The sequence below is a fragment of the Pseudomonas sp. S5D5 genome (genome assembly GCF_003013355.1).
GTDB lineage: Bacteria > Pseudomonadota > Gammaproteobacteria > Pseudomonadales > Pseudomonadaceae > Aquipseudomonas > Aquipseudomonas aylmerensis.
The window spans coordinates 1,321,185-1,347,250 of sequence record NZ_PTEO01000001.1 but is presented as its reverse complement, the minus strand read 5'-3'; the positions used below and the strand labels follow the sequence as shown (position 1 = coordinate 1,347,250).

General features: G+C 62.1%; 25 protein-coding genes and 1 pseudogene. 8 read left to right on the top strand and 18 right to left on the bottom strand.

Annotation, left to right across the window (positions count from 1 at the left end):
* Positions 1–33 precede the first annotated feature (33 nt).
* Together C9990_RS33010 and C9990_RS06415 are read right to left on the bottom strand one after the other, a co-directional pair.
* Positions 34–810 (bottom strand): annotated as a pseudogene (locus C9990_RS33010) (PAS domain-containing protein); the annotation flags it as partial.
* Positions 811–977: 167 nt separating this feature from the next.
* Positions 978–1,847 carry a LysR family transcriptional regulator gene (locus tag C9990_RS06415; RefSeq protein ID WP_106802798.1) on the bottom strand — a complete coding sequence of 290 codons (870 nt, stop codon included), beginning with the start codon at positions 1,845–1,847 and terminating at the stop codon, positions 978–980.
* 96 nt (positions 1,848–1,943) lie between these two features.
* On the opposite strand from C9990_RS06415, the gene gstA reads away from it, so the two are divergent.
* Positions 1,944–2,543, top strand: a complete 600-nt coding sequence (gene gstA / locus C9990_RS06410) for a glutathione transferase GstA (RefSeq protein ID WP_106802797.1) — start codon at positions 1,944–1,946, stop codon at positions 2,541–2,543.
* Between the two features lie 37 nt (positions 2,544–2,580).
* Here the strand turns inward: gstA and C9990_RS06405 are convergent, their stop codons facing one another.
* The 9 genes from C9990_RS06405 to C9990_RS06365 all read right to left on the bottom strand — a co-directional run bounded on the left by C9990_RS06405 (position 2,581) and on the right by C9990_RS06365 (position 13,286).
* Positions 2,581–3,969 carry an aromatic amino acid lyase gene (locus C9990_RS06405; protein ID WP_106802796.1) on the bottom strand — a complete coding sequence of 463 codons (1,389 nt, stop codon included), beginning with the start codon at positions 3,967–3,969 and terminating at the stop codon, positions 2,581–2,583.
* Positions 3,966–4,970: an ornithine cyclodeaminase family protein gene (locus C9990_RS06400; protein ID WP_106802795.1), complete on the bottom strand. Its 1,005-nt coding sequence runs from the start codon at positions 4,968–4,970 to the stop codon at positions 3,966–3,968. Before C9990_RS06400 ends, C9990_RS06405 begins: the two co-directional genes overlap by 4 nt.
* A gap of 73 nt (positions 4,971–5,043) precedes the next feature.
* Positions 5,044–5,970, bottom strand: a complete 927-nt coding sequence (locus tag C9990_RS06395) for an aliphatic sulfonate ABC transporter substrate-binding protein (RefSeq protein WP_106802794.1) — start codon at positions 5,968–5,970, stop codon at positions 5,044–5,046.
* A complete protein-coding gene (locus C9990_RS06390) occupies positions 5,970–6,983 on the bottom strand; it encodes an ABC transporter substrate-binding protein (RefSeq protein ID WP_106802793.1) in 1,014 nt (337 codons plus the stop codon). Before C9990_RS06390 ends, C9990_RS06395 begins: the two co-directional genes overlap by 1 nt.
* Positions 6,984–7,148: 165 nt before the next feature.
* Complete coding sequence (locus C9990_RS06385) at positions 7,149–9,791, bottom strand: TonB-dependent receptor (RefSeq protein ID WP_106802792.1); 2,643 nt, start codon at positions 9,789–9,791, stop codon at positions 7,149–7,151.
* Positions 9,792–10,002: 211 nt separating this feature from the next.
* Entirely contained in the window at positions 10,003–10,941 is a 939-nt protein-coding gene (locus C9990_RS06380; protein ID WP_106802791.1) for a FecR domain-containing protein, read from the bottom strand.
* Positions 10,938–11,447 carry a sigma-70 family RNA polymerase sigma factor gene (locus C9990_RS06375; RefSeq protein WP_106802790.1) on the bottom strand — a complete coding sequence of 170 codons (510 nt, stop codon included), beginning with the start codon at positions 11,445–11,447 and terminating at the stop codon, positions 10,938–10,940. The genes C9990_RS06380 and C9990_RS06375 overlap by 4 nt, the downstream gene beginning before the upstream one ends.
* 108 nt (positions 11,448–11,555) lie before the next feature.
* A complete protein-coding gene (locus C9990_RS06370) occupies positions 11,556–12,347 on the bottom strand; it encodes a phosphate/phosphite/phosphonate ABC transporter substrate-binding protein (protein WP_106802789.1) in 792 nt (263 codons plus the stop codon).
* A gap of 9 nt (positions 12,348–12,356) precedes the next feature.
* Entirely contained in the window at positions 12,357–13,286 is a 930-nt protein-coding gene (locus tag C9990_RS06365) for a fatty acid desaturase (protein WP_106802788.1), read from the bottom strand.
* Positions 13,287–13,587: 301 nt separating this feature from the next.
* On the opposite strand from C9990_RS06365, the gene C9990_RS06360 reads away from it, so the two are divergent.
* Together C9990_RS06360 and C9990_RS06355 are read left to right on the top strand one after the other, a co-directional pair.
* Positions 13,588–14,004, top strand: a complete 417-nt coding sequence (locus tag C9990_RS06360) for a GNAT family N-acetyltransferase (RefSeq protein WP_106802787.1) — start codon at positions 13,588–13,590, stop codon at positions 14,002–14,004.
* Positions 14,005–14,098: 94 nt separating this feature from the next.
* Positions 14,099–14,917, top strand: a complete 819-nt coding sequence (locus tag C9990_RS06355) for a class I SAM-dependent methyltransferase (protein ID WP_106802786.1) — start codon at positions 14,099–14,101, stop codon at positions 14,915–14,917.
* A gap of 136 nt (positions 14,918–15,053) precedes the next feature.
* On the opposite strand, the gene def is transcribed toward C9990_RS06355, so the two are convergent.
* From def to C9990_RS06340, 3 genes are all read right to left on the bottom strand, one after another.
* Positions 15,054–15,593, bottom strand: a complete 540-nt coding sequence (gene def / locus C9990_RS06350) for a peptide deformylase (protein WP_065909029.1) — start codon at positions 15,591–15,593, stop codon at positions 15,054–15,056.
* 3 nt (positions 15,594–15,596) lie between these two features.
* Positions 15,597–16,547 carry a YihY/virulence factor BrkB family protein gene (locus tag C9990_RS06345; protein WP_106802785.1) on the bottom strand — a complete coding sequence of 317 codons (951 nt, stop codon included), beginning with the start codon at positions 16,545–16,547 and terminating at the stop codon, positions 15,597–15,599.
* A 168-nt stretch (positions 16,548–16,715) separates the two neighbouring features.
* Positions 16,716–16,901 (bottom strand): CsbD family protein, encoded by a 186-nt coding sequence (locus tag C9990_RS06340; protein ID WP_016973106.1) that lies wholly within the window; start codon positions 16,899–16,901, stop codon positions 16,716–16,718.
* A 201-nt stretch (positions 16,902–17,102) separates the two neighbouring features.
* Here C9990_RS06340 and C9990_RS06335 point away from each other — a divergent pair, with 201 nt between their 5' ends.
* Positions 17,103–17,480, top strand: a complete 378-nt coding sequence (locus C9990_RS06335; protein ID WP_003193739.1) for a hypothetical protein — start codon at positions 17,103–17,105, stop codon at positions 17,478–17,480.
* A gap of 175 nt (positions 17,481–17,655) precedes the next feature.
* Here the strand turns inward: C9990_RS06335 and fadD1 are convergent, their stop codons facing one another.
* Entirely contained in the window at positions 17,656–19,347 is a 1,692-nt protein-coding gene (gene fadD1, locus C9990_RS06330; protein WP_065909023.1) for a long-chain-fatty-acid--CoA ligase FadD1, read from the bottom strand.
* A 390-nt stretch (positions 19,348–19,737) separates the two neighbouring features.
* Positions 19,738–21,426 (bottom strand): long-chain-fatty-acid--CoA ligase FadD2, encoded by a 1,689-nt coding sequence (gene fadD2 / locus C9990_RS06320; RefSeq protein WP_065909020.1) that lies wholly within the window; start codon positions 21,424–21,426, stop codon positions 19,738–19,740.
* Between the two features lie 210 nt (positions 21,427–21,636).
* Here fadD2 and C9990_RS06315 point away from each other — a divergent pair, with 210 nt between their 5' ends.
* Positions 21,637–22,581 (top strand): alpha/beta hydrolase, encoded by a 945-nt coding sequence (locus C9990_RS06315; RefSeq protein ID WP_106802783.1) that lies wholly within the window; start codon positions 21,637–21,639, stop codon positions 22,579–22,581.
* Positions 22,582–22,638: 57 nt separating this feature from the next.
* The gene (locus C9990_RS06310) at positions 22,639–23,109 is read left to right on the top strand and encodes a MaoC family dehydratase (RefSeq protein WP_003175719.1); all 471 of its coding nucleotides are present in this window, start codon (positions 22,639–22,641) and stop codon (positions 23,107–23,109) included.
* 87 nt (positions 23,110–23,196) lie between these two features.
* Here the strand turns inward: C9990_RS06310 and C9990_RS06305 are convergent, their stop codons facing one another.
* On the bottom strand, positions 23,197–23,664 hold the full coding sequence (locus tag C9990_RS06305; RefSeq protein ID WP_065909014.1) for a PA2169 family four-helix-bundle protein: 468 nt from the start codon (positions 23,662–23,664) through the stop codon (positions 23,197–23,199).
* A 207-nt stretch (positions 23,665–23,871) separates the two neighbouring features.
* Between C9990_RS06305 and C9990_RS06300 the strand changes: the two genes are divergently transcribed.
* Complete coding sequence (locus C9990_RS06300) at positions 23,872–24,108, top strand: DUF3820 family protein (RefSeq protein ID WP_003213031.1); 237 nt, start codon at positions 23,872–23,874, stop codon at positions 24,106–24,108.
* Between the two features lie 10 nt (positions 24,109–24,118).
* A complete protein-coding gene (locus C9990_RS06295; RefSeq protein WP_106802782.1) occupies positions 24,119–25,294 on the top strand; it encodes an aminotransferase class V-fold PLP-dependent enzyme in 1,176 nt (391 codons plus the stop codon).
* Positions 25,295–25,386: 92 nt separating this feature from the next.
* On the opposite strand, the gene C9990_RS06290 is transcribed toward C9990_RS06295, so the two are convergent.
* On the bottom strand, positions 25,387–26,052 hold the full coding sequence (locus C9990_RS06290; RefSeq protein ID WP_026013852.1) for a bifunctional 4-hydroxy-2-oxoglutarate aldolase/2-dehydro-3-deoxy-phosphogluconate aldolase: 666 nt from the start codon (positions 26,050–26,052) through the stop codon (positions 25,387–25,389).
* Positions 26,053–26,066 lie beyond the last annotated feature (14 nt).

Below are 26,066 nucleotides of genomic sequence, written 5' to 3'. Positions count from 1 at the left end.
CGAGTCGGCGGCGGTGCGCAGGGTGGTGACCTGGTCGGTGATGTCGCTGGCAAACTTGACCACTTTGTACAGCCGCCCACTGGCGTCGAAGATCGGGTTGTAGGACGCCTCCAGGAACAGCGTCTTGCCGTATTTATTCCTGCGCTCGAAGCGGTGCGAGTGGTATTCGCCGCGATTGAGCGAAGCCCAGAACGCCTTGTAGGCCGGCGACTCCACCTCGCTGCGATGGCAGAACATGCTGTGGTGCTGGCCGACGATCTCATCCAGGGAGTACTGCACCGTCCTCAGGAAGTTTTCATTGGCATTGATGATCTGCCCCTGCGGGGTGAACTCGATCACCGCCATCGAGCGGCCGATGGCGTCGATCAGGCTCTGGTTTTCATGCTCGTGGTGCACCCGCGCGGAAATATCCGACGCGACTTTGATCACGCTCTGTACGTGGTTGTCCGGGCCCAGCACCGGCATATAGCTGGCTTCCAGCCACACCTCCTGGCCATGCTTGTTCAAGCGCATGAAGGTGCCACTGAGGGCCTCGCCCCGCGCCAGGTCGCGCCACAGCTTGGCGTAGGCGTCGGTGTGGGTGTAGGCCTCGTCGCAAAAGATGCGGTGATGTTTGCCGCGTATTTCCTCGGCGCTGTAGCCCATGGTTTTGCAGAAGTTGTCGTTGGCATCGAGGATCACACCGTCGCGGTCGAACTCGATCATCGCCATGGAGCGGCTGATGGCGGCAAGTTTGGCGTTGGATTCGGTGAGTGCGCAGGAGAAACGCTGGATTTCAAGCAGGTCGGATTTGTGATGGCGGTTGAACATGGTCAGATCACCCTGGATTCCCGGCGCCTCGAAGGCGCATTCCATTCATTTGTTGGACAGTGCAGCCACACCTTCATGGGGAAATAACCATCCGAAACGCTTTATATGCCAAGCGTCATCAACGGTTCTGGGTGAGCATAGACAGGGCTTGGCGCTATGCAAGCCCACTAGTCAGCAAGCATTTTCAACAATGCGTTGGTAGCGGCCGAAGGCACACGGGCAGAGGAACCCACCAGCGCGAATTCGCGGTGCAGCGGCACCGTCAGCGGCATGACGCGCAGGCCGGTGCGCTGGGCCGGCAGGGCCATTTCCGGCACCAGCGTCACACCGACGCCTTCACGCACCAGGCTGAAGGCACTGTTCCATTCGCGCACTTCCACGCGGATATCGCTGACCGTCAGCCCCGCGGCGGCCCCCAGGCTGCGGGCGTTGGCGGTGCAACCGCCGGTGGCGAGCACGAACGGTTGTTCGAGCAGCTCCGCCAGCGACACGCTGGCCTCGGCCGGGCGCTGCGCCAGTGCATGGTTGACCGGCAGCACCGCCATCCACAAATCGCGCCCCAGCACCGTGGCATTGCGCTCGGGCTTGGGGTTGAGCACCACGCCCAGGTCGATCAGGTTGGCGTCGAGCAGGGTCAGCACTTCGTTGTCGGTGACATCCAGGGTGGTGACCTCGATGCCCGGGTACAACTGCGCGAAGCGTTGCAGCAGCGGTGTCAGAAAGGTCGCGAGCACCATCGGGAAACTGGCGATGCGAATCGTCCCACGCAGCATCGGGCGTGCTTCATCCACGGTACTGCGAATCGTCTGCAAGGCCCCGAGCATCACTCGCGCCTGCTCGATCACACTCAGGCCCAAAGCAGTGGGCAAGGTCTTGCGCGGTTCACGGGTAAACAGCTGCGCACCCAGGGTCGCCTCCATGCTGGCCATGGCCTGGCTGGCGGCAGACTGAGTCATGCCCACCGCTTCGGCGGCGGCGGTGATGCTGCCGCGATCAGCCACGGCCACCAGCAGGCGCCAGTGCATCAGGTTCATCATGGCAGTAGCTGTCCTTATGGCAGGGGTCTGAAGGTTTAATTTTACGCACGGTGCCATGCCCGTGAGACTGGCGCAAATTCAACGGAGCTGCCGCAGATGAAACTGTATTTCTTCCCCAACGCCTGTTCACTCGCCCCGCATATCGTGTTGCGCGAATTGGCGCTGCCGTTCGAGCTGGTGCAGGTCGACAACCAGGCCAAAATCACCGCCGACGGTCAGGATTTCCTGCAGATCAACCCCAAGGGCTACGTCGCCGCGCTGCAGTTGGACAACGGCCAGGTACTGACCGAAGCCAGCGCGATCCTGCAGTACCTGGCGGACCTGAAGCCCGCCGCCCACCTCGCCCCCGCCAACGGCAGCTGGGAGCGTGTGCGTCTGCAGGAATGGCTGAATTTTATCGCCACCGAAATTCATGGCGGGCTGGCGGTGTTTTTCAACAGCGCGATCCAGGGCGAGGTGCGTAGCCTGTTCCAGGCCACCCTGTTCAAGCGTTTCGCGGTGCTGGTAAAGACCTTGGAGCACAAGGATTACCTGCTGGGCGAGTACTCGGTGGCGGATGCGTACCTGTTCGTGGTGCTGCGTTGGGCGGCATTTCACGCTATCGACCTGGGCGAGTGGCCGGCGCTGACAGCGTTTCAACAGCGCGTGGGTGAGCGGCCGGCGGTGATTGCCGCCCTGGCCGCCGAAAATCCATAAACACACACGCACCCTGTAGGCGCCGGCTTGCCGGTGCCTACAGGGGGAAGGGGCTGGATTCGAGGAAAGTGGCGAGCGCCAGTACATCCACCGAGCCCGAGCGATCCTGATCCAGGTGCGCCACGCGGCTGCGCACCGCGGCATGAATCTGCCGCACGCCCTGCCCCAGTCGCAAGGGGCCGCGCAGGTCCACCGCCTGTGCCGCCACGATCAGCTCGATACTTGCCAGCCACAACACGCGCTCGGTCAGGCGGCGGGTCTTGTCGACCACCGCCAGTGCCTGCCCGGCGTAGTCTTCCACGCGGTCCGCCACCGGCACGCTCACGGCGGGCAACGGATTGGCCAAATGCCCGATCTCGGCGACCAGTGCCGAGCTGGTGCGCTGCAACGCCGCCATCCCCACGTGCCCAGGCTGGGTGATCAGAAAACGCGGTAAATCGCTGGACGTCGGCGAAAGCAGCTTGGCAATCCGTTCGGCGCTGCACGCGGCGACGCGACTCAGCGCCAGGCCCAAGCCTTCGGCGGCCAGCGCCAAGTGAGTGCTGTCGAAATTGGCGGTGGCCAAGACCAACGCGTCTTCGCTGATCAACGCCGGGTTATCCGCACCACTGCGCAGTTCCAGTTCGACCAGTGCATGCAATTGCTGCAGCGCCTGCTGCGCCGCGCCCTGGACCACCGTGGCACAGCGAAAGCTCAGCGGGTCCTGCAGGCGGCGGGGCTGGTCTGCCAGCTCGCCGCCGGCCAGCAACTGCAACAACGCGGCCGACTGTTCAGTCTGCCCTGGCGCCGGGCGCAGGCGTGACGCCCACGGCTGGAACGGGCTGAGGTTGGCGCGGTAGCCTTCGCACGCCAACGCCAGCGCCGCCATCAAGGCCTCCAACGCCTGCCGCGCCTCGAAGACCAGCAAGGCGCCCAGCCCGACACTCGCCGCATTCGCCGACACCAGCGCCAGGCCATCCTTGCCGGTCAACGGCACGTCCAGCGCCAGGCTCAGGTGTGCCAGGGGCGCCAGGTCGCTTTCGCCCAGCGATCCGAGCAGCGGCACCTCGGGCTCGACACCCGAGTTGAGCAACGCCAGCAAGGCGTCCGCTGCCGCCGGTGAAATCCCCGCGCGGCCCTGAGCCAATCCGGCCAGGCGCGCCGCCGTGATCGCGCGCACTTCCTGTCGATTGGCCAGGCGTCCGACGCCCACCGCACGCCCCAGGGGAATGTTCGCCTGCAGCGGCGCCACCTGCGTATCCACGGCCGCACCGAGGCCGGTGGTCACGCCATAGATCGGTGTGCCTGCGGCCGCCAACTCGAGCAGCAACCGATGGCCTGCGTCGATACGTTGTCGCGCCTGGACGGTGAAATCCGCCGGGGCATCCTGCCGGGCAATCGCCAGCAAATCGGCGAGCGCCAACCCTTGGGGATCGAAGTGAATCATGCCCAGCGCAGCTGCTGGCCAATCCCCAGGCGCTTGGCTTTTTCCAGCAACGCATGGCCCAGGGCGATGTCGCTGAGGCTCAAGCCGCGGTGCCAGAACAGGATGGTTTCCTCGGGGTTGTCACGGCCGCTTTTCAAGCCGGCAACGATCTGCCCCAACTCGGCGTGCAAGGTCTCGGCGCTGAGTTTTCCGGCGTCCACATGCGCACGCAACGCGCCAAACATGCCGCCCTTGCACTGGCCCCAATCATCCACCACCAGCTTGCTCATGATGTCGGTGAGCGACAGCTCCACCGCGCTCATGGTGCCGTAGGGCACGACAAAGGCGCCGGGCTTGATCCAGTCGGTGCGCAGCAACGGCTCGGGTTGCTCCAGGCGCGAGGCTTCGACCACGATGTCGGCGCCGCGCACGGTGGACTCCCAGTCGTCGGCGACAATCACCGGTTTGCCGAGGTCGCGGCGCAGGCGCTCGGCGAAGGCTTCGCGGCTTTCGCTGCGGCGCGAATGCACGCGGATTTCATCGAAGTCGAACAGGTGATCGAGCAGGCGCACGTTCCAGTATGCAGTGCCGCGCGCACCGATATGCGCCAGCACCTTGCTGTCGGGCCGGGCCAGGTATTTGGCGCCAATGGCGGTGACCGCGCCGGTGCGCATGTCGGTAATCGCCGAAGCGTCGAGGATCGCCCTGGGGATGCCGGTGGCCGGGTCCAGCAGGTTGAGGATCGCCAATTCCGAGGGCAGGCCCTTGCGGTAGTTGTCGACAAAATCGCCCACCACCTTGACGCCGGCGTAGCCGATATCGCCGCCGAGTACACCGCGCAGTACGTTGAAGTGGCCGTTGATACCGCCGCCGGGAATCAGGTGGGTACGCGGCTCGATCACCGCCTCGCCCCGACCCTGGATACCCAGGCTGGCTTCGATGGCGGCGAGGATTTCATCGTTAGTAAGGCCCAGCTCGTCGATGTCGAGGCCGTTGAGAAAGTCGATGTAGATCGGTTGCATGGTCTGCTCACTGATAATGGGAATAGCGCCTGCCCGCCTGCGTAGGAGCCCGGTTTTCCGGGCCCCTGCAAGGTCATGGGGCCTTGAAGACGACTTGCTGCACATCGACCTTTTTCGGGATCAGGCCGTTGGCGAAGAACAGGTCGGCGGTGCGTTGCTGAGTGGCGATGTCGCTGGCTTGCAGCGGGCGGATCGCTGTCGACGAACGGTGTTCGAAGTAGCTCTTGACCACCGCCGGTGGCAGGCCGAGGGTCTTGGCCATCAGCGCGATGCTTTCCTCGGGCTGGTCGAGGGACAGGCGCTGCGCCTTGGACAGGGTCTGGATAATCGGGCCGATGGCTTGCGGGTGCTGTTTCACAAACGCGCTGCTGGCGACGAAGAACGTGCCCGCAGGATTGAGGCCCTGGCCATCGCCGAGCACGCGGGCGGAGCCGTCGACCACCGCCGCCGAATAGTACGGATCCCACACCACCCAGGCGTCGACCTTGCCCTGTTCAAAGGCGGCGCGCCCATCCGAGGGCGACAGGTACACCACGTCGACGTCCTTCCATTGCAAGCCGGCGCGCAGCAGGCTCTTGAGGAACAGGTTGTGCGCGCTGGAGCCCTTGAGCAACGCCACGCGCTTGCCCTTGAGTTCGGCCACGCTCTGCACGTTGCTGTTCTTGGGCACCAGCACGGCTTCGGATTTGCCCTCGTTGGGCTCGACGGCAAAGTACTGCAATTCGATGCCGGCGGCCTGGGCGAAGATCGGCGGGATGTCGCCGATATTGCCGATGTCCAGGCTGCCGCCGTTGAGGGCTTCGATCAGCGGCGGGCCGCCGAGGAATTCAATCCACTGCACCTGGGTGCCCGGCAACGCCGCTTCGAAGAGTTTGTGCTCACGGGCGAGGACCATGCTCACCGAGCTTTTCTGGTAGCCGATGCGCAAGGTGGCGGGTTCGGCGGCCAACACCTGGCCGGCGATCAACGAGAGGACGACGCCAGCAAACATCTTCAGCATCACAGCGCCTCCTTGACCTTGGCGGCGACATCCGCCGGAACCCATTGCTGCCAGACCTGCGGATGGTCCTTGAGGAAGGCTTCCGCCACCTGGCGGGGCGGGGTGCGTTTCTCACTCATGTCCCCGAGGATGCCGTTGAGCAGATCAATCGGCAGGTCGACCTTCTCAAACACGCTCACCAGTTGCGGGTACTGCGTCTTGAACGGCGCGGACACGCCAATCGCCAGGCGCGCCGGCATCGAACGGGTGCCGATCGGGTTGGGGTTTTTCGCGTCGGACAACGTCTTCCAGGCTTCGGCGTTGAACGGCGGTTCTTCCAGCTTGATCAGCTTGAAACGCCCCAGCAGTGGGGTCGGCGACCAGTAGTAGAACAACACCGGCTTGCCACGCCGGATCGACGACGCGACCTCGGCATCCAGCGCCGCGCCGGAGCCGGTGCGAAAATTGACGAAACTGTCAGTGAGCTTATAGGCCTTGAGTTTCTGGCTGTTGACGATCTCCGAGGTCCAGCCGGTTGGGCTGTTGAGGAAACGCCCACGCGTCGGGTCTTCGGGATCGCGGAACACATCCTTGTAGCGCGCCAGGTCGGCCACCGACTTGAGGTCCGGCGCCAACGGTTTGATACCGCGTGCCGCGTCGCCCTTGATCACGTATTCCGGCACCCACCACCCTTCGGTCGCGCCCTTGACCGTGTCGCCCAGGCCGAACACTTTGCCTTCGCTTTCGGCCTTGACCCACGCCGGACTGCGCCCGGCCCACTCTTCGCCGATCACCTGGATATCGTCCTTGGCCAGGGCCGCTTCCAGGCTCACGGTGCTGCCGGGCAAGGTGTCGGTGGGCAGGCCGTAGCCTTTCTCGACAATAAGGCGCAGGACCTCGGTGATCAGGCTGCCGCTTTCCCAGGTGATGTCACCGAAGTGGATGGGTTTGGCAGGTTCGGCGGCCGTGGCTGATTGTGCCAGGACGGTGAGTGCCAATAGCGAGCCACCGAGCAGGTTTTTTAGTGTTCTCATGAGTAGCCTCTTGGAGATTCAAAACAGATCCAGAGTGGGCAGTGTCAGTGTGGGAGCTGGCTTGCCTGCGATGCAGACACCTCGGTTTTTCAGGAAGACCGAGGTGATGCAATCGCCGGCAAGCCAGCTCCCACAGTTGATCTCCACACCCTTCAAGATCAGGGTTTAAAAGTCATAACTGAGCCGCGTGTAGTAGAACGCCCCTTCCGGCGCGGTCGGCGACAGGTAGCTGTATTGCTGCCCCGGCGTCTGACGCAGGCGGCTGTTGAAGTCATCGGGTTTGCTGTCGAACAGGTTGTTCACACCGACCGACACCCGCAGCTGTTTGGTGAACGCATAGTTCACGTCCAGGTCGGTGGTCCATTGCGCACTGAACACCTGGTCGTACTGGGCGTTGGCTTCGGCGGCCGCGTATTTGCGGTACTTGCCGTAACGGGTCTGGTTGAGGGCGATGGTCCATTGGTTGAGCGTGTGCACCGCGCCGAACACCAGCTTGTCTTCGGGGTAGCCGTGCTCGATAAAGCCCCGGGCTTCGCGGGTCAGCACCTCGAAACCGTTGGGGTTCTCGTGGACTTTCTCGATGGTGGTGCGCGCCTTGGTGTAGCCGGCCGACAGGTTCAGGTCACCGAACTGCGCCAGGTCCAGGTTGTACTTGCCGACGATGTCGACGCCCCGGGTGCGGGTGTCGGCGGCGTTGGTCATGAACTGCGCCCAGGAGTACTGGCCGTAGCCGGCATTGGTGAGGATCTGCTCAGCCAACGGCCCCGAGATACCGCCGCTGAACAACAGGCGGTCGCGAATCGAAATCTGGTAGGCGTCGATGGTCAGCGAGGCATGCTCGGTAGGACGCAGTACCAATCCCAGCGAGTAGTTGGTGGACTTCTCCGGCTTGAGCGGCTGTGCGCCGAGGGCCCGCGCTGCCGGGTTGTCGGCCGGCAGCATGCGGGTCAGCACCGGGTTGCCGTTGGCATCGAGGTTGGTGGTGGTGGTCCAGGACGTGCCGATCTGGCCCAGGCTTGGCGCGTGATAGGCATTGTTGATCGTGCCGCGCAGCCCCACTTGCGGGGTGAAGTCATAACGCGCCGAGAGCTTGCCGGTGGTGGCGGAGCCGAAGTCCGAGTAGTGCTCGGTGCGCCCGGCAACGCCGACTTGCAGCTTGTCGGTGACCTGGTTTTCCAGGCCGAAATACACGCCGCCGACATCGCGCTTGAAGGTGCCGGCATCGTCCGGAGTCAAGCCCGACGCTTGCACCGCGCCCACCTGCACGTTGTCGATACCGCCGTAGGAGTAGGAATCATAGTCCCCGGCCTCGAGACGATATTGCTCGTGCCGGTAGGCCACGCCAGCGGAGACGGTCAGCGGGTGGCTGGACCAGTTCACGTCGAGGTCCTTGGCGTAGTCGAGGGTGATGTTGGTCTGATCGTTGACCAGCGTCGCGACGTTGAATTTGGTCGGGCTGTTGGCGCCATAGCTCGGGTTGACGGTGTTGAACGCCAACTCGTCGTGCTCGTCACGGCCATACGTCGCGCTCAGGTCGAAGCGGCCGATGGATTCGTCTTCATAGCGCGTGCCCACGGTGACGGCGCCGTCTTCATAGCGGTAGCGGTACTTGGGAATCGTGCCGCCGGGGTAGATCGACGCGACGTTGTTCGGGCTGCTGGCCAACAGCGGCGGCGTGTTGTTGACCGAGGTGTCCTGGCCGAAGGTGGCGAAGCTGTAGAGCCGCCATTGATCGTTCAGGCCGATCTCGGCATTCGCCGCCAGGTTGTATTTGTCGCGCCCGGCCCCGCCCCAACGCGGGTCTTGCAACTGGCCGTCGGCGACGTATTTGTCGCCGATATCGTCGGGCTTGTTGTTCAGGGTGTTGAAGCTCAGCGTGAGAAAACCATCCCCCGGCAAACCGATGCCGTACCAGCCGTCGGTAGTCTTGCTGAAGCCATCGCCCTGGGCGTACTTGCCCAATTGCGTGTTGATGCCACCGCCGCTGTCACGCTCCTTGAGCACGATGTTGACCACCCCGGCCACCGCATCCGAGCCGTACTGCGCCGAGGCGCCATCACGCAGCACTTCGACATGGTCGATGGCGCTGATGGGGATCATGTCCAGGTCCACCGGCTGCGCGCCAATGAACGGCACGCCACCGGAGATATTCACCACCGCCGAGGTGTGCCGGCGCTTGCCGTTGATCAGCACCAGGGTCTGGTCGGGTGACAGGCCACGCAGCGAAGCCCCCTTGGGATCCTGCCCGCGCGTGGCGCTGTTGTTCTGCGGAAAGTTGAACGAGGGCAGCAACTGGAACAGTGCCTGGTTAAGGCTGGTGGCGCCGGTTTGCTTGAGTTCTGCGGCGTTGATCACGTCCACCGGCGCCGCGCTGGTCAGGGCGGTGGCGTCGCTGCGGCGGGTGCCGATGGCCACCACGCGGTCCAGGGTCGGTGCCTGGGCGGCGCTGGTCTGGGCCTTGACGCTGCTGGTGGCCTGGGCACTTTTGGCCGCGCCTTCCTTGATCACAAAGGCGCCGTCCGGGCTGACCTGCACGTGCAGGCCGGTGCCCTTGAGCGCGGCGTCGACCGCCTGTTGCGCCGACAGCGAACCGTCGACACGGGCCGAGGAATAATTGCCCAGTTGCGGCGTAAACGAAATCACCTGGCCGCTCTGGCGACTGATGTCCAGCAGCACCTCATCCAGCGGGCCGGGCGCGATGTGGTAGACCTGGCGCGCCTCTTCGGCACTGGCGGCAAACGAAAAAAACAGACTGGCCAACGGCACCAGGGCAAAGGTTCGCAGCGGCACACGGTTGAACTGATTCACTTTGGCTCCCCCCAAGGAAACTCGAGAACGCTGCTCCCCGCAGCGCTTACGGGAGTGATGTGGGACGGCCGCGGGAAAACTTGCAGATCGTTTGGTTATGTCCTTAGAACCCACTTTCGAAGCGCAAACCCTGTAGGCGCTGGCGTGCCTGCGATGGCATCGATGCGCTGTAACGGGCAGGCATCGCAAGCAAGCCAACGCCCACAGCAAATCAGGCCGCACTAACGGTCACCCACAGGCCGGTGCGGCGGGTGATATGGATCGGCAAGGTGCGCGCCAGGGTGTCGAGGATCTGCTGGGGGTTGTCCAGGCGGTAGAGGCCGCTCACGCGCAACTCGGCCACGGCCGGATCCAGGCGCAGCACGCCCTGGTGGTAGGGGCGCAGCGCGTCGATGACTTCAGCCAGCGGGCGGTCGCGCACTTGCAGGAAGCCGTCCACCCAGGCAGTGGCGCCGGAAGAACTGGCCTGCATCGGGCCGAAGCCCGTGCGGTCGTAATGCACTTCATGGCCGGCGGCCAGTTGCAGGCGCTCGCCGTTCTGCCCATCGATTTCGACGGCGCCGTTGAGCGCGACGACCTGGCCCTGCCCTTCACGCTCACGCACCAGAAAGCGGTTGCCGTAGGCACGCAGGCGCGCTTGGTCGGTCTGGATCAGAAACGGCCGCAGGCGATCACTGGCGACCTTGGCCAGCAGTTCACCTTCGCGCAGGCGCACCAGGCGCCGTTGCGGGTCGAACTGAATGTCGGCCGCGCTCTGGGCGTTGAGCAGCAATTCGCTGCCGTCATCCAGGGTCACGGTGCGCCGCTCGCCGGTGCCGGTGCGCACATCCGCCGTGAGCTCCGACAGCCCCATGGGTTTGGCCAGCAGCACGGCGCCGACGGCCACGCCGGCGCCGGCCAGGGCGATCTGCAATACCTGGCGGCGACTGGACGGCGCCTCCAACGCCTGCTGCACGACTTTGCCGCTGACCCCTTGCGCCTGCGGCACCTGGAACACCCCGAGGCGGGTTTCCAACTGCCGGCACAAGGCATCATGGCGGGGATCGGCCGCGCGCCATTGGTGATAACGCTGCCAATCCTGCGCCGTGGCCTGGCCGGAACGCAGCAACACGTACCACTGCGTGGCGCTGTCGATCAGTTCGTCGTTCATTCCAGGCACAGCCGCAGGCATCGATTGAAGGCGCGGGTCATGTAGTCGCTGACCGAGCGCTGGGAAATGCCCAGCTCGGCGGCGATTTGCGGGTAGGTCAGGCCATTGAGTTGCGACAGCAGAAAGGTCGCCTTGACCTTCGCCGGCAAGCCGTCGAGCAACTGGTCGATGGCTTGCAGGGCTTCGAGCATTTGCGCCAGGTCTTCGGGCGACGGCGCAGTGCAGGTGTCGTCGGTATCGAGGGCGTCGACGTAGGCGCGCTCCAGGTCACGACGGCGCCACAGCTGGTACATCAGGCGCTGGGCGATGGTGGTGAGCAAGGCGCGGGGCTGGCGGATCGGCTCCACCGACGGCGAACTCAGGAGCTGGACGAAGGTGTCGGCGGCGATGTCTTCGGCGTGCGCGCGCGAATCGAGGTGGCGGTGCAAACGGCCGCACAGCCAGTCGTAATGACTGCGGAATAATCCGCCCACGTAATCGCTGTGAGAAGTGTCGGCGCCGGACATAGTGGCTCCATCTGAGTAGGTTGCGCGTTATGTCCGGTGTTCCGGTGGGGCGATCCTAGCAAGGCTGCTTATTCTTTAATAATATTTAAAAAGTATTTTTATATAACCTTATTCAAGCACCGGGTAGCCAAGGCGGGCCGCGTACTGCTGGTAGCCGAGGAGTACCTGATAGTCGTCTTCGCTGGCCGGCAGCACTGCATGCAAGCCGAGGGTTTCCACCACGTGCGGCAAGTCCTGCAACGCCAGGTTCATGGCCGCACGAATCGTTGCAACCTGCGCCTCACTCAAGCTGTGCGGGCCGATGTAGGGCAAGGTCGGGCTCGGCGCGCTGTGGCTCACCACGCGCAGCCCCGCCACTTCCTGCGGGGCGAAACGGGCCAGGTAGTGGTAAGTGACGCTGTCGATGGCGGCCAGGTCGGCACGGTCCTCGCGCAACCAGCGCAGGCTCTCGCGATGGGCACCACTGATGCCGACGCTGGAAAAAAACCGACCGTCCTGCTGCAACGGCGCCAAGCGTTCGCGCAGCAGGTTCATGCCGCTGTTGGAGTCGTGGCCATTGATCACGCCACGACTGTTGTAGAACTGCGCCAGGTCGGTGTGCGGGTTGTCCTCGCGGGCCAGCAGCAGGCTGCAATGGGCGCCGTTGCTGCTGTGCGGCAATTCATAACGTGGCCGGCCGATGACGCGCACCTGACCGCGCAGCTGGGTCATCAGCGGGTAGCCGCAGGTCTGGGTAACGAGCAGTTCAGGGGCCAGCCACAGGCCGAGCAGGTCCAGATGCGCGGCGTCGCGCCGGCCCAGGCCCAGGCGCTCCAGGATTCGCGTCAACCACTGTTGGTTGGCCTGTTGGATGGGGTCCGGCGCGACATACATCAGCAGCTCGGCGTAGTGATCACTCATGCGGGCCTCTCAGGCAAAGGGATGGCGCGGGCTGTCGATGGCCTTGAGCCCGTGGCGGCTGATCAACTGGCCGTAGCCCTGCACCAGGAACCCGCCGCTGCGCGCCACCCACTGCTCGCGACGGGCGCGGTAGACGGTGGGCAGCAAATACCAGGGCAATTGCGGCAAGTCGTGGTGCACCAGGTGCAGGTTGTTGTTCAAAAACAGCCAGGTCCACGGCCACGACGCCTCGTTGAGCACCGTGCGCTGCTCCGGTTGCGGATGCGGACGGTGCTCATAGTAGGAACGGATCGACGCCAGCGACAAGGCCGGCACGCTGACCAGCAGCAGGTACTGCACGACTGACAGCGCGCTGTAGTGGGCGATGAAACTCAGCATCAGCAGCGTCACCGCGCCGTGGGCCAGCCACATCGGCCAGACCTGTGGCAGGCGCTGCCATTCATGGCGCGCCAGGCGGGTGATCGCCAAGGGCGCGGCCAGCAGAAAACGACCGAGCACGGTTTTGGTCAGCCAATGCACGCCACGTTCGAACAGTGAGCTGTTGTCCCATTGTTGCTGGTTGAGGTAACGGCTTTCCGGGTCGATGCCGGGCAGGGTCAGGTCGTCATCATTGTGGTGCAGCAGATGGCTGTCGCGGTACAGCGTGTAGGGGTACCACACGGCGAACGGGGCATAACCGAGGAGTTTGTTGAGCCGGCGCGAGCGGGTGGGATGGCCATGCAGCAGCTCGTGTTGCACGGACAGCCACAGCGTCACAATGGGAATCAGCAGCACGATACTCAGCCCCACACCCAGCCAGTGGCTGGCGAGGACCACGGCGAACCAGCCGGCGTAGACGCCGAGCAACAACAGCCAGGTCGGCCATTCGGTGCGGGCGGTAAAACTGTGCGCCAGAGCTTCGATTTCCCGGCGTTGGGTCTCATCAAGGTAGTTGGCCATCGGCAGCTCAGAGCAGGTGTTTCCTGCTCTGTGCAATGAGGCGCAAAAATCTTGCAGATCGTTTGGTTCTAAGCTTGTAACTCAGTGACCGAACAGGCCGGTCTCGGACTTCTTGGCTTTCTTGTCAGCGCGTTTTTCATCGGCGGTCTTTGCCGGTTTTTTCTTCGCGGCTTTCTTTGAATCCATACCTTTGGCCATGATGCATGCTCCACTTACAGGGGATGTAACACTGGGTATACCACCTATTGCCCCACAGAAGGCGCTTATAATCTCCGGCCCTGGATTATGTTGCGCGAACACCATGCCCCAACTGCACCTCGAACCGCTGGCAGAGCCGCTGTGGCCGCTGCTGAACAAGTTTTACCGCCGCCACGATTCGTCGATGAAGGCACTCAAGGGCGGCCGTTTGTGGGTGGCGCGCGATGGCGAGATTGTCGCCGGCCTGTGCCTCACGCCGGTGGTCGGCGGGCAGTGGCTGACGGGGGTGTTTGTCGACCCGGCGTATCGCGGCCAGGGGCTGGCGGCGCGCTTGATTGAACAGGCCGTGGCAGATGTGGACGGCACGGTCTGGTTGCTGTGCCATCCGGACCTGGAAGGGCTGTATCAGCGCATCGGCTTCACCCAGGACACGCGGCTGCCGCAGTCCCTCAGCGAACGACTGATGCGGTACAAACGCAACAAGCCGATGATCGCCATGGGCTTGAAAATCGGTGCTTAGAACCTTTGGTGCGGTTCACCGCAGATAATGTGTGATCGGCCGGCAGAGGGCCCATGCTAGCCTCGGGGGCACCCTAGCCCTCTACAGGATGATCATGAAAACGACGCTTGCAGCGCTGTCCCTCACCGCCCTCCTCGCCCCTACCTTCAGCCAGGCCGCCGACGCACCGATCAGCGCCAAGCAGTACGCCAGCGTACTCGCCGGCAGTTGGCGCGACCCCGCCAACAGTGCGCGTGACGGCTATCGTCATCCGCAGCAGACGCTGGAGTTCTTTGGCCTCGGCGCCAGGCAAACCGTGATCGAAATCACCCCGGGTGGCGGTTGGTACAGCGAACTGCTGGCGCCGCTGCTCAAGGATCACGGGCATTACATTGCCGCCGTGCAGGCGGCGAGCAGCAGTGCCTATGCGCGGACCTCGGAAGAGAACCTGAAGAAGAAATTCGCTGCCGACCCGGCGCGCTATGCCAAGGCTGAAGTGGTCGAGTTCGACCCCAAGGCGCCGGTGTTGGGCAAATCCGGTTCAGCCGACGCCGTGCTGACCTTCCGCAATGTGCATAACTGGGTGGCGGCCGACACTGCCAACGCCACCTTCCGTGCGTTCTACACGGTGCTGAAACCGGGCGGCGTGCTGGGCGTGGAAGATCACCGGGCCAAGGATGGCGCGGACCTGGAAGCGATCAAGGACAGCGGTTACCTGACCACTGCGCAAGTGGTGAAGCTGGCGACCGATGCAGGCTTCAAGCTGGCGGGACAAAGTGAGGTGAATGCCAATGCGAAGGACACCAAGGACTATCCCGGCGGAGTCTGGACCTTGCCGCCGACGTTGAAGCTGGGAGAACAGGATAAGGCCAGGTACGTGGCGATTGGCGAGTCGGATCGGATGACCCTGCGGTTCGTCAAACCCGCCCAATAACCTGACGTGAAATGCCATCAACCTGTGGGAGCGGGCTTGCTCGCGAAGGCGGTGTATCAGTCATTCATGTATCGACTGATAAAACGCATTCGCGAGCAAGCCCGCTCCCACCGTTTTGATGGGTTGTGCCAGGGGTTTACTCGTCAGCCGCAGGATCCATGTCCGGGAACATCACTTCGATAAACCCGAACTTGCTGAAATCCGTAATCCGCGATGGGTACAGCCGGCCGATCAGGTGATCGCACTCATGCTGTACCACGCGCGCATGGAAGCCATCGGCAAAGCGCACGATCGGCTCGCCCTTGGGATCAAAACCTTCGTAGCGAATCTGCTGGTAACGGTCCACGGCGCCGCGCAGGCCGGGCACGGACAGGCAACCCTCATAGCCCTCTTCCAGCACCGGGCTCAGCGGTGTGATCAACGGATTGATCAGAATGGTCTGCGGCACTGGCGGCGCGTCGGGGTAGCGTTCACTGGCCTCGAACCCGAAGATCACCAGTTGCAGGTCGACGCCAATCTGCGGCGCAGCCAGGCCGACGCCTCCCACATGCTCCATGGTCTGGAACATGTCATCGATCAATTGCCACAGCTCGGGGCTGTCGAACATTTCCGGCGGCACCGGGGGCGCGATACGCAGCAGGCGCTCGTCGCCCATTTTCAGGATTTCACGGATCATCGATCAGACTTCGTCGTTAGTGGGCTTGGAGTGGTCCCGGCCAAGGCCGGAGACATGCTGTTTTTCATCGGCGGCGCCCGCTTCGTCGAACTCCTTTTCGCCTGGGTCCTTGCCTTCGGCGGACATGTGCTCGATCACCGCATTCATCTCCGCGCCCAGCAACAGCACGGCGGCGGAAATGTAGAAGTACAGGAGCAGTACAATGATCGCACCGATGCTGCCATACATGGCGTTGTAGTCGGCGAAGGTTTTGACGTAGTAGCCAAACCCCAGTGAGGCGACGATCCACACCACCACCGCCAGCACCGAGCCAGGCGTGATGAAGCGGAATTTCTGCTCGACGTCAGGCATCACGTAGTACATGAGGGCCACGGCGAACATCAGCAAGATCACAATCAACGGCCAGCGCAGGATGGTCCACAGGGTGACCACGAATTCCTGCATGCCGATCTGCCCGGCCAGCCACTCCATCACCTGCGGGCCTAGCACCATCAGCGCGGCGGCGGCCAGGAGCATGCCGGCAATGCCGACGGTGTAGAAAATCGACAGCGGGAAGCGCTTCCAGATCGGGCGACCTTCGACCACGTCGTAGGCGGCATTCATCGCGCTCATCATCAGGCGCACGCCGGCGGAAGCCGTCCAAAGCGCGATCACGATACCCACCGAGAGCAGGCCACCCTTGGATTGCTGCAACTGGTCGATCACCGGGTTGACCTGCTCCAGCGCCTGGGGCGGCAACACCAGCTCCGACTGCATGCGCAGCCAGGTGAAAAAGTCCGGCAGGTGCAGGAAACCGATCAGGGCAATGAGGAACAGCAGGAAGGGAAACAGCGAAAACAGCATCTGGTAGGCCAGTGCCGAGGCGTAGGTGGGCATCTCGTCATCAACGAATTCCTTGACGGTGCGCACCAGCACTTTATGAAGCTTGAGGCCTTGCAGTACCGGAAAAATCATAGCGTCTCCTTTCGCCGCAAAAGGTTGAGTTCGTGGGCGACTCAGGGGCCGTTTTCTACATCAAGGTAGCCTATTTGGCGACCTCGAAACAATTTCGAAACTTTAATCACGAGGTGTGACATAAAAACGGCCATCCGTGGATGGCCGTCAGACTGCGCGAGCGCCGTATTACTTGGTCGCTTTCTTGACCGCGTCCTTGGTGTCGCCGACGGCTTTCTCGACTTGGCCTTTCTTTTCCTGCACCACGCCTTCAGCGCGCAGCTTGTCGTTGCCGGTGACTTTGCCGACGCCTTGCTTGATGTTGCCGACGGCTTCGTCTTTCAAACCTTTTGCCTTATCCGCTGTGCTGCCCATGGTATTTCTCCGAAAGAACAATCAAAGGGTTTTGGTCATTACGTAAAGATTGACCCGAGGCGGTTCGGCAGAGTTTCAATTATTTTTGCGCGAGCATTTCATCGCCAGCCGCAGGTTTGGCTTTATGTTTTGCGGCCAACCCATGAGAATGCCCGGCACATTCAGGCTATAACGCTGAATAACAGATCCCGTAGGAAGGTTATGAAACTCAATAAAGCACAGGCCATCGCCCGCAGAAACCAGGAACTGGGCGGTGCCGTACTCGGCGTCAACAACTGCCACTTCACTGACCTGGACCGCAAACGCAACATCTGGTGGTTCGACCTGCCAGTGGGTCGGATTGCCGTGGGCCAGTACGAGTGGATTCACCTGTTGATGCATAACGCCGACACCGACCAGTTGCTGCACCTGAAGGTGCCGACGGTGTTCCTGCGTGAAAAACTCGAAGGCCTGGTGGTGCGCAATGCCGGCAAGCGCAAGCCGGAGATCACCCTGGAGCTGAGCGCGGACAAGGATTCGTTCCTCAAGGATGTACGTCCAGCCGGGGCCGGCGTCAGCTTTGCGCAATTCGCACTGTAGGAATGCGGTTTAAAATGTGGGAGCGGGCTTGCTCGCGAATGCAGAGTGTCAGTCGCATGATCAGTCGCTGATACACCGCATTCGCGAGCAAGCCCACTCCCACACTTTGGATTGCATTTCACCCCCGCTAATCAGCAAGCATTAAAAAACCCCGCATTCGCGGGGTTTTTTAGGGTTACTTTTTCAGGCCTAGCTTTTTCAGCTCTTCATCACGCAACTCACGGCGCAGGATCTTGCCCACGTTGGTGGTCGGCAGTGCATCGCGGAATTCCACGGCCTTGGGCACTTTGTAGCCGGTGACGTTGGCGCGCATATGCTCCATCACCTGCTCCTTGGTCAGGGTCGCGCCTGGCTTGACCACGATAAAGAGCTTGATGTGCTCCCCGGACTTTTCATCCGGCACACCGATGGCGGCGCACTGCAGCACGCCCGGCAGGCCTGCCAGCACGTCTTCCAGCTCGTTGGGATACACGTTGAAACCGGAAACCAGGATCATGTCCTTCTTGCGGTCGACAATGCGCATATAGCCATCAGGCTGGATGATCGCGATGTCACCGGTCTTCAGCCAGCCTTCGCTGTCGAGCATCTCGGCAGTGGCGTCTTCGCGCTGCCAGTAGCCTTTCATCACTTGCGGGCCCTTGACGCACAGCTCACCGGTCTCGCCCAGCGCCAGCTCGGTGCCGTCATCGGCAATGACCTTGCACACGGTGGAAGGCACCGGAATGCCGATGGTGCCGATCTGGATATGCTGGATCGGGTTCACCGTGGCCACCGGGCTGGTCTCGGTCATGCCGTAGCCTTCACAGATGCCACAGCCGGTCACGGCCTTCCAGCGCTCGGCAGCGGCCAGTTGCAGGGCCATGCCGCCCGACAGGGTGACTTTCAACGCGGAGAAATCCAGCTTGCGGAACGCCTCGTTGTTGCACAGCGCCACGAACAGGGTGTTGAGGCCGACAAAGCCGCTGAACTTCCACTTCGACAGTTCCTTGACCATCGCCGGCAGGTCGCGCGGGTTGCTGATCAGGATGTTGTGGTTGCCGATCAGCATCATCGCCATGCAATGAAAAGTGAACGCGTAGATGTGGTACAGCGGCAGCGGCGTGATCAGGATCTCGCAACCTTCATTGAGGTTGGAGCCCATCAGGGCCTTGCACTGCAGCATGTTGGCCACCAGGTTGCGGTGGGTGAGCATCGCGCCCTTGGCCACGCCGGTGGTGCCGCCGGTGTATTGCAGCACGGCCACATCGCCACTGTCCGGGCTGGCGTCGCTGACCGGTTGGCCGTGCCCCTTGGCCAGCACGTCGTTGAACTTGATCGCCTTGGGCAAGTGATAGGCCGGGACCATTTTCTTCACGTACTTGATGACGCTGTTGATCAGCAGGCGCTTGAGTGGCGGCAGCAGGTCGGCGACTTCAGTGACGATGACATGCCTGACGGCGGTCTTGGGCACGACCTTTTCCGCCAGGTGGGCCATGTTGGCCAGGCAGACCAGCGCCTTGGCGCCAGAGTCGTTGAATTGGTGTTCCATTTCCCGCGCGGTGTACAGCGGGTTGGTGTTGACCACGATCAGGCCAGCACGGATGGCGCCGAACACGGCGACCGGGTATTGCAGGACGTTGGGCAGTTGCACGGCGATTCGATCGCCCGGCTTCAAGTCGGTATGCTGTTGCAGGTACGCGGCGAAGGCACCGGACAATTCGTACAGTTCACCGTAGGTGATTGTCTTGCCCAGGTTGCTGAAAGCCGGTTTGTTGGCGAAGCGCTGGCAGGACTGCTTCAATACCGCCTGAATATTCGGATACTCGTCTGGATTGATTTCTGCAGCAATCCCGGCGGGGTACTTATCCTTCCAAAAGTCTTCGTTCATGGAAGCCCACTCCTCAGCGACGCGAATTCATCATCGCATTTGATGCGATTATTATTGGTGTATGTTTTTTTAGGTGAATCTGGCGCTTTCAAGCAGGCCTAGACGTCACAAAGCGCGCCGAGAGTAGCAGCTTTGCCAAGGGCCGCCTAGAGCCAAAAGAGGGCCCCGCGGTCATAATCACGACTGTCCTACAATAATTGGTCACGGTTTAAACAAAGCTAAAACTACCGCGCCAAAGGCTCTGGAATAAGGCTTTCAGACCAATACACTGCAAATGTGGGAGCGGGCTTGCTCGCGAAAGCGGTGTTACAGTCACTTGATACTTCGACTGTTACACCGCTTTCGCGAGCAAGCCCGCTCCCACATTTTTGATTGCATTTCAATTCATCGTCAGGCGATGTCGCGCAGCTCCCGCCGCAGGATCTTGCCCACCGGCGTCATCGGCAACGACTCCCGCAGCACAATGTGCTTGGGCACCTTGTAGCCGGTGAAGTTGGTCTTGCAGTACGCCTTCAACTCCTCAAGGCTCACCCCTTCGGCACGCGCCACAACGAACAGCTTCACCGCCTCGCCCGTGCGTTCGTCCGGCACGCCGATCACGGCACAGTTGGCCACCGCCGGGTGGGCCATGACCACGTCTTCGATCTCGTTGGGGTACACGTTGAAACCCGAGACGATGATCAGGTCTTTCTTGCGATCGACAATGCGCACAAAGCCGTCGTCATCGATCACCGCAATGTCCCCGGTCTTGAGCCAACCCTCGGCGTCCAGCGCCTCGGCGGTGGCAGCCGGTTGCTGCCAATAGCCCTTCATCACCTGCGGGCCCTTGATGCACAGCTCGCCGCGCTCGCCCAGCGGCAATTCGACGCCCTGGTCATCGATCACTTTCATTGCCGTGGCCGGCACCGGGATGCCCACGGTGCCCAGGCGAGATTTATTGCCATACGGGTTGGTGCTGGCCACCGGTGAGGTTTCCGTGAGCCCGTAGCCCTCGCCGATGGCGCAACCGGTGAGCTGCTGCCAACGCTCGGCCGTCGCCTTGATCAACGCGGTGCCGCCGGAGTTGGTGAGCTTGAGGTGGGAAAAGTCCAGGCTCTTGAAGTCCGGGTGGTCCATCAACGCCACGAACAGCGTGTTCAGCCCCAGCAGCCCGGTAAAGCGCCAGTTCTTCAGTTCCTTGATAAAGCCGCCGATGTCACGCGGGTTGGTGATCAGCACGTTGTGGTTGCCCGACACCATCATGCACATGCAATTCGCGGTGAAGGCATAGATGTGGTACAGCGGCAGCGGCGCGATCATCACCTCCTGCCCTTCCTTGATCAGCGGATGGCCGTCCTCGCCGGTCTGCGACATGCAGGCGCGCACCTGCTGCATGTTCGCCACCAGGTTGCCATGGGTGAGCATCGCGCCCTTGGCCAACCCGGTGGTGCCACCGGTGTACTGCAGCACGGCGATGTCATCGAGGGTCACCGGATGCCGGGTCACCCCCAGGCCGGCACCCAGGCGCAACGCGCGCTTGAACGACACCGCGCGTGGCAGGCTGTAGGCCGGAACCATCTTCTTCACCTTGTCGACCACGGTGTTGACCAGCCAGCCCTTGGCGGCGGGCATGAAGTCGCCCATCCGGGCTTCGATCAGGTAGTCGATCTCGGTGTCGCTGCACACTTCCTGCACGCGCGAACCGAACAGGTTGAGGTAGACCAGCGCACGCACGCCGGCGTCCTTGAACTGGTGGCGCATCTCGCGCGGGGTATACAGCGGGTTGGTGTTGACCACGATCAGCCCGGCGCGCAACGCCCCGAACACGGCAATCGGATAATGCAGCACGTTGGGCATCTGTACCGCGATGCGCTCGCCCGGCTTGAGATCGGTGTGCTGTTGCAGGTAGCCGGCGAACGCCGCACTCTGGCGCTCAAGCTCGGCGTAGGTCAGGGTGATGCCCATGTTGCTGAATGCCGGACGGTCGGCAAAGGCCTTGCAGGAACGCTCGAAGACTTCGATCACCGACTTGTAGGCCGTCAGGTCGATGTCATTGGGGACGCCCGCCGCGCGTTTGTCATTCCAGAAATCAGGTTGCATTATTCTTGTCCTCTTACCTGAGTGTGTCCGGCCACTTTCGTGTTGCGATAGAAAGCGGAGCTTTGGGGACGTTAGCAGCTATGGCTAAACAGGCAAATAAGGGAAAGAGCGTCATTAATTGCGTGAATCTTCCTACAAGGGCCTGCACTGATCAGACGCAACCTCGAGGATGAGCTATACACTGCAACGACCCTGAGCAAAGGAATCGCCATGAACCACAGCACCTTCTGGCTGACCGCGAATGACCGCAGCCGCCTGTACGTCAATCAATGGATGCCCGAAGGCCCGCCCAAGGCCCTGGTGATGCTGTCCCATGGCATGGCCGAGCACAGCGGTCGTTATGCGCGCCTGGCCGCAGCCTTGTGCGCCGCCGGCTACGGCCTGTACGCGCTGGACCAGCGTGGCCACGGCCGCACCGCCGACGAAGGCACCCTGGGGCTGTTCGCCGAGCGCGATGGCTGGAACAAAGTGGTCGGCGACCTGGCCAGCCTCAACCAGCACATCGGCCAGCAGCAGCCGGGGTTGCCGATCCTCCTGCTGGGCCACAGCATGGGCAGCTACATCGCCCAGGCCTACTTGCTGCATCACAGCGCCAGCCTGAATGGGGTGATTCTCAGCGGTTCAAATTTCCAACCGGTGGCGCTGTACCGCGCCGCCCGGGTGATCGCCCGCATCGAACGCCTGCGCCAGGGGTTGCGCGGGCGCAGTGCGCTGATCGATTTCCTCTCGTTTGGATCGTTCAACAAGGCGTTCAAACCCAATCGCACTGCATTTGACTGGCTCAGCCGCGACCCGGCTGAAGTCGACCTCTACATCAACGACCCGCTTTGCGGCTTCCGCTGCACCAACCAGCTGTGGATCGACCTGCTCGGCGGCTTGCAGCAAATCAGCAAAGCGTCCAATCTCGCGCAGATCGATCCGGGCCTGCCGATCCTGGTGATCGGCGGCGAATGTGATCCGGTGAGTGAGGGCAAGCGTCTCAACAGCCTGGCCCGAGCTCTGCGTGAGGCCGGCAGCCAGAACCTGCACCTGATCATTTACCCCCAGGCGCGACACGAAGTGTTCAACGAAACCAACCGCGACCAAGTCACCGCGGATGTGCTGACGTGGCTCGACCAGGCCCTGACCTCGCGTCGGCCGACCCGCTGCGAATAATTTTTCGTTTAAAATCAGAAAGTTAAATTACCGATTAGCCACAGGATGCACCTTTAGATGACCCAGGTAACCAACACCCCGTACGAAGCCCTCGAAGTCGGCCAGACCGCCAGCTACAGCAAGACCGTCGAAGAGCGCGATATCCAGCTGTTCGCCGCGATGTCCGGCGACCACAACCCGGTGCACCTGGATGCCGAGTACGCCAAGGCGACCATGTTCAAGGAGCGCATTGCCCACGGTATGTTCAGTGGCGCGCTGATCAGCGCGGCGGTGGCCTGCGAGCTGCCTGGGCCCGGCACGATCTACATCGGCCAGCAGATGAGCTTTCAGAAGCCGGTGAAAATCGGCGACACCCTGACCGTGCGTCTGGAAATTCTCGAGAAGCTGCCAAAGTTTCGCGTGCGCATCGCCACCCGTGTGTTCAACCAGCGCGATGAGTTGGTGGTGGACGGTGAGGCGGAGATCCTCGCGCCACGCAAGCAGCAGGTCGTGACCTTGACTGAGTTGCCGCCGATCAGCATTGGCTGATAGCCGTTACAGCGTCGACACAATGCAAATGTGGGAGGGGGCAAAAGCCCCCTCCCACATTTTTTTACAGCCTGTACAGCGCAGGGCTTACGACTGAGCGCGAGCCTGGTTACGCAGGGCTTTCACCTGGTCGTGGTTGCGCTGTGCGCCGTGGAACTGACGCTCTACCAGGTCACGAATCCCCAGCAGGTTGTGCTTGTTGATCTTCTCGATCGCTTCCTTGTAAGCCTTCAGTGCGTGGTCTTCACCGCGCTCGGCTTCGTTCAGCACGGCTTCTTCGTCTTTGCCGGTGACCAGCGACTTCACGTCGACCCAGCCACGGTGCAGGGCGCCGGCAACGCTGCCGGATTTTTCCGGATCGCCGCCCAGGGCTTTCACTGCAGTCTGCAGTTCTGCTGCAGCAGCGGCGCAATCAGCGGAGCGCTTGACGAACAGGGCTTTGAGTTCTGGGTGCTTGATGTCTTCGGCACAAGTTGCGAAACCTTTCTGGCCGTCTTTGCTGGTCTCGATCAGGTCGTTGAGTACGGAGATCGATTCTTTATTGATGTCAGTCATTTTCCATTTCCTTGTGCGGGTTTAAGAAGGTTGCATGAATGATTGCAGCGCCCGTGCCAGGTTATGAAAAATAACTTTTCCCTTTATTTTCAATAGCTTGAAAATTATTGAACCATCTGTATGTACGTTATTTGCATGATCTGTCATTTGGCCTTCATGCAGAATGCCTGTATTTTCCAAGGTCTCGACTTACGCCGCGCCGATCCCATGAATCCCGAAAAACTCGAACTGCTGATCACCCGCGAAATGCCCTTCGGCAAATACAAGGGCCGGATCATCGCCGACCTGCCAGGCCCCTACCTGAATTGGTTCGCCCGTGAAGGCTTTCCCCACGGCGAACTGGGCGGGCTGCTGGCCTTGATGCAGGAAATCGACCACAACGGCCTGTCCGAATTGCTCGAACCGCTGCGCGCCAAACACGGCAAACCCGCCCCTCGCCACTAAGAGCCTCGCCATGCCAAGGAATGCCGACAACGAACACCATTGGCACACCATCGCCCAGCGCTACGAGCTGGAGCCCGGTCCGATCAACCTGGAAAACGGCTACTTCGGGCGCATGAGCCGCGAGGTGCGGGGGCAGTACCTGGAGCACGTGGCGTTTATCAATCGCAGCAATTCGCTGCATGTGCGCCAACGCTTCGAGAGCGGTGAGAACGACGAGATCCGACGCCAACTGGCCGGGTTGATCGACGCCGCCCCGGAGGCAATCGCCTTCACCCGCAACGCCACCGAAGCCTTGCAGTCGTTGATCCGCAACTACAACCGCCTGCAACCGGGCGACCAGGTCCTGATCAGTGACCTGGAGTACGACACGGTCAAAGGCGCGATGCGCTGGTTGGCCGGCTACCGGGGCGTGGAGGTGATCGAGCTTTCCCACACCCATCCGGCCAGTTTCGACAGCCTGCTGCAGACGTATCGCCAAGCGTTCGAGCAGTATCCGCGCCTCAAGCTGATGGCGCTCACCCACGTCACCCACCGCACCGGCCTGGTGATGCCGGTCGCAGCCATTGCCAAGGCGGCGCGCGAGCATGCGGTCGATGTGATCCTCGATGGCGCCCATGCCCTGGGCCAGATCGAGTTCAACCTCGCCCAACTGGGCATCCAGTTCGCCGGCTTCAACCTGCATAAATGGATCGGTGCGCCACTGACGCTGGGCTTCCTGTACATCGCCCCCGAGCGCCTGGCCGATATCGACCCGGACATGGGCGAATTCCACTACCCCGCCACCGACATTCGCGCGCGTACGCCCTACAGCACGCCGAACTTTCCGGCGCTGATGACCCTGCCGCTGGTGCTGCAGGAACATCAGGCCCTCGGCGGCGCGGCGGCCAAGGGCGCACGGGTCAATTACCTGCGGGATTTATGGGTGAGCCAGGTGCGACCATTGCCGGGAATCGAGGTGCTGACACCGGATGATCCACGGCTGTATTGCGGGATCACGGCCTTCAAGTTTGTCGGGCGGGACCAGCAGGTGATGGCGGATCGATTTCTCCAGGACTACGGCCTGTTTACCACCACGCGCACGGGCGCGGCATTTGGTACCTGCATCCGGGTCACGCCGGGGCTGGTGACGTCGGCGGCGGACATCCATGTGCTGGTCAACGCCATTACCGAGCTGGACACACAATAGGAGCCAATCTGCAGGCAAAAAAAAGCGGTACACCGACCAAGTGCACCGCAAAAATGCCGTTAAGCACAGCAACAACGATTCGATGAATCAGATCAATCCAGCAGCGCCAGCGCCTGCGCGGTGACTTCCTGGATACGCGCCCAGTCGCCGTTCTTGACCCACTCCGGGTCGAGCATCCAGCTACCGCCCACGCACATCACGTTTTTCAACGCCATGTAGTTTTTGATGTTGGCCGGGCCGACGCCGCCGGTCGGGCAGAATTTCACTTCGCCGAACGGGCCGCCCAAGGCCTTGATGGCAGCCACGCCGCCGCTCACTTCGGCCGGGAACAGCTTGAAGCGGCGATAGCCCAGGCCATAGCCTTCCATGATCCCGGAGGCATTGCTGATGCCCGGCAGCAGCGGGATCGGGCTGTGCACCGAGGCTTCCAGCAGGTCACGGGTGATGCCGGGCGTGACGATGAATTGCGAGCCAGCCACTTCGGCCGCTTCGAGCATATGGCGGTCGAGCACGGTGCCAGCACCGGTGCACAATTCAGGACGTTGCTCGCGCAGTACCTGGATGGCCTTGAGGCCGAACTCGGAACGCAGGGTCACTTCCAATGCGGTCAAACCACCGGCTGCCAGGGCATCGGCCAGCGGCAGGATGTCCTGTTCGCGGGCGATGGTGATCACCGGCAGGATCCGCGCCTTGGCGCAGAGACTGTCGATCAGGGCAACTTTATCCGCCATGGACACGGTCGGTTGAGGGCTTTTCATAGCGGCTGATCCTT

Bases quoted from the DNA above. Each gene is read 5' to 3' on its own strand.
- C9990_RS06400 (WP_106802795.1), bottom strand. From the start codon at position 4,970: ATGCAACCGATCTACATCGACTTTCTCAACGGCCTCGACATCGACGAG.
- C9990_RS06345 (WP_106802785.1), bottom strand. From the start codon at position 16,547: ATGATTTTTCCGGTACTGCAAGGCCTCAAGCTTCATAAAGTGCTGGTG.
- C9990_RS06300 (WP_003213031.1), top strand. From the start codon at position 23,872: ATGAATCCCGAAAAACTCGAACTGCTGATCACCCGCGAAATGCCCTTC.
- C9990_RS06290 (WP_026013852.1), bottom strand. From the start codon at position 26,052: ATGAAAAGCCCTCAACCGACCGTGTCCATGGCGGATAAAGTTGCCCTG.
- C9990_RS06365 (WP_106802788.1), bottom strand. From the start codon at position 13,286: ATGGCCAACTACCTTGATGAGACCCAACGCCGGGAAATCGAAGCTCTG.
- C9990_RS06370 (WP_106802789.1), bottom strand. From the start codon at position 12,347: ATGAGTGATCACTACGCCGAGCTGCTGATGTATGTCGCGCCGGACCCC.
- C9990_RS06295 (WP_106802782.1), top strand. From the start codon at position 24,119: ATGCCAAGGAATGCCGACAACGAACACCATTGGCACACCATCGCCCAG.
- fadD2 (WP_065909020.1), bottom strand. From the start codon at position 21,426: ATGCAACCTGATTTCTGGAATGACAAACGCGCGGCGGGCGTCCCCAAT.
- C9990_RS06335 (WP_003193739.1), top strand. From the start codon at position 17,103: ATGAAACTCAATAAAGCACAGGCCATCGCCCGCAGAAACCAGGAACTG.
- C9990_RS06405 (WP_106802796.1), bottom strand. From the start codon at position 3,969: ATGATTCACTTCGATCCCCAAGGGTTGGCGCTCGCCGATTTGCTGGCG.
- C9990_RS06315 (WP_106802783.1), top strand. From the start codon at position 21,637: ATGAACCACAGCACCTTCTGGCTGACCGCGAATGACCGCAGCCGCCTG.
- C9990_RS06310 (WP_003175719.1), top strand. From the start codon at position 22,639: ATGACCCAGGTAACCAACACCCCGTACGAAGCCCTCGAAGTCGGCCAG.
- C9990_RS06390 (WP_106802793.1), bottom strand. From the start codon at position 6,983: ATGAGAACACTAAAAAACCTGCTCGGTGGCTCGCTATTGGCACTCACC.
- C9990_RS06305 (WP_065909014.1), bottom strand. From the start codon at position 23,664: ATGACTGACATCAATAAAGAATCGATCTCCGTACTCAACGACCTGATC.
- C9990_RS06415 (WP_106802798.1), bottom strand. From the start codon at position 1,847: ATGATGAACCTGATGCACTGGCGCCTGCTGGTGGCCGTGGCTGATCGC.
- C9990_RS06375 (WP_106802790.1), bottom strand. From the start codon at position 11,447: ATGTCCGGCGCCGACACTTCTCACAGCGATTACGTGGGCGGATTATTC.
- C9990_RS06380 (WP_106802791.1), bottom strand. From the start codon at position 10,941: ATGAACGACGAACTGATCGACAGCGCCACGCAGTGGTACGTGTTGCTG.
- fadD1 (WP_065909023.1), bottom strand. From the start codon at position 19,347: ATGAACGAAGACTTTTGGAAGGATAAGTACCCCGCCGGGATTGCTGCA.
- gstA (WP_106802797.1), top strand. From the start codon at position 1,944: ATGAAACTGTATTTCTTCCCCAACGCCTGTTCACTCGCCCCGCATATC.
- C9990_RS06340 (WP_016973106.1), bottom strand. From the start codon at position 16,901: ATGGGCAGCACAGCGGATAAGGCAAAAGGTTTGAAAGACGAAGCCGTC.
- C9990_RS06360 (WP_106802787.1), top strand. From the start codon at position 13,588: ATGCCCCAACTGCACCTCGAACCGCTGGCAGAGCCGCTGTGGCCGCTG.
- def (WP_065909029.1), bottom strand. From the start codon at position 15,593: ATGATCCGTGAAATCCTGAAAATGGGCGACGAGCGCCTGCTGCGTATC.
- C9990_RS06395 (WP_106802794.1), bottom strand. From the start codon at position 5,970: ATGCTGAAGATGTTTGCTGGCGTCGTCCTCTCGTTGATCGCCGGCCAG.
- C9990_RS06355 (WP_106802786.1), top strand. From the start codon at position 14,099: ATGAAAACGACGCTTGCAGCGCTGTCCCTCACCGCCCTCCTCGCCCCT.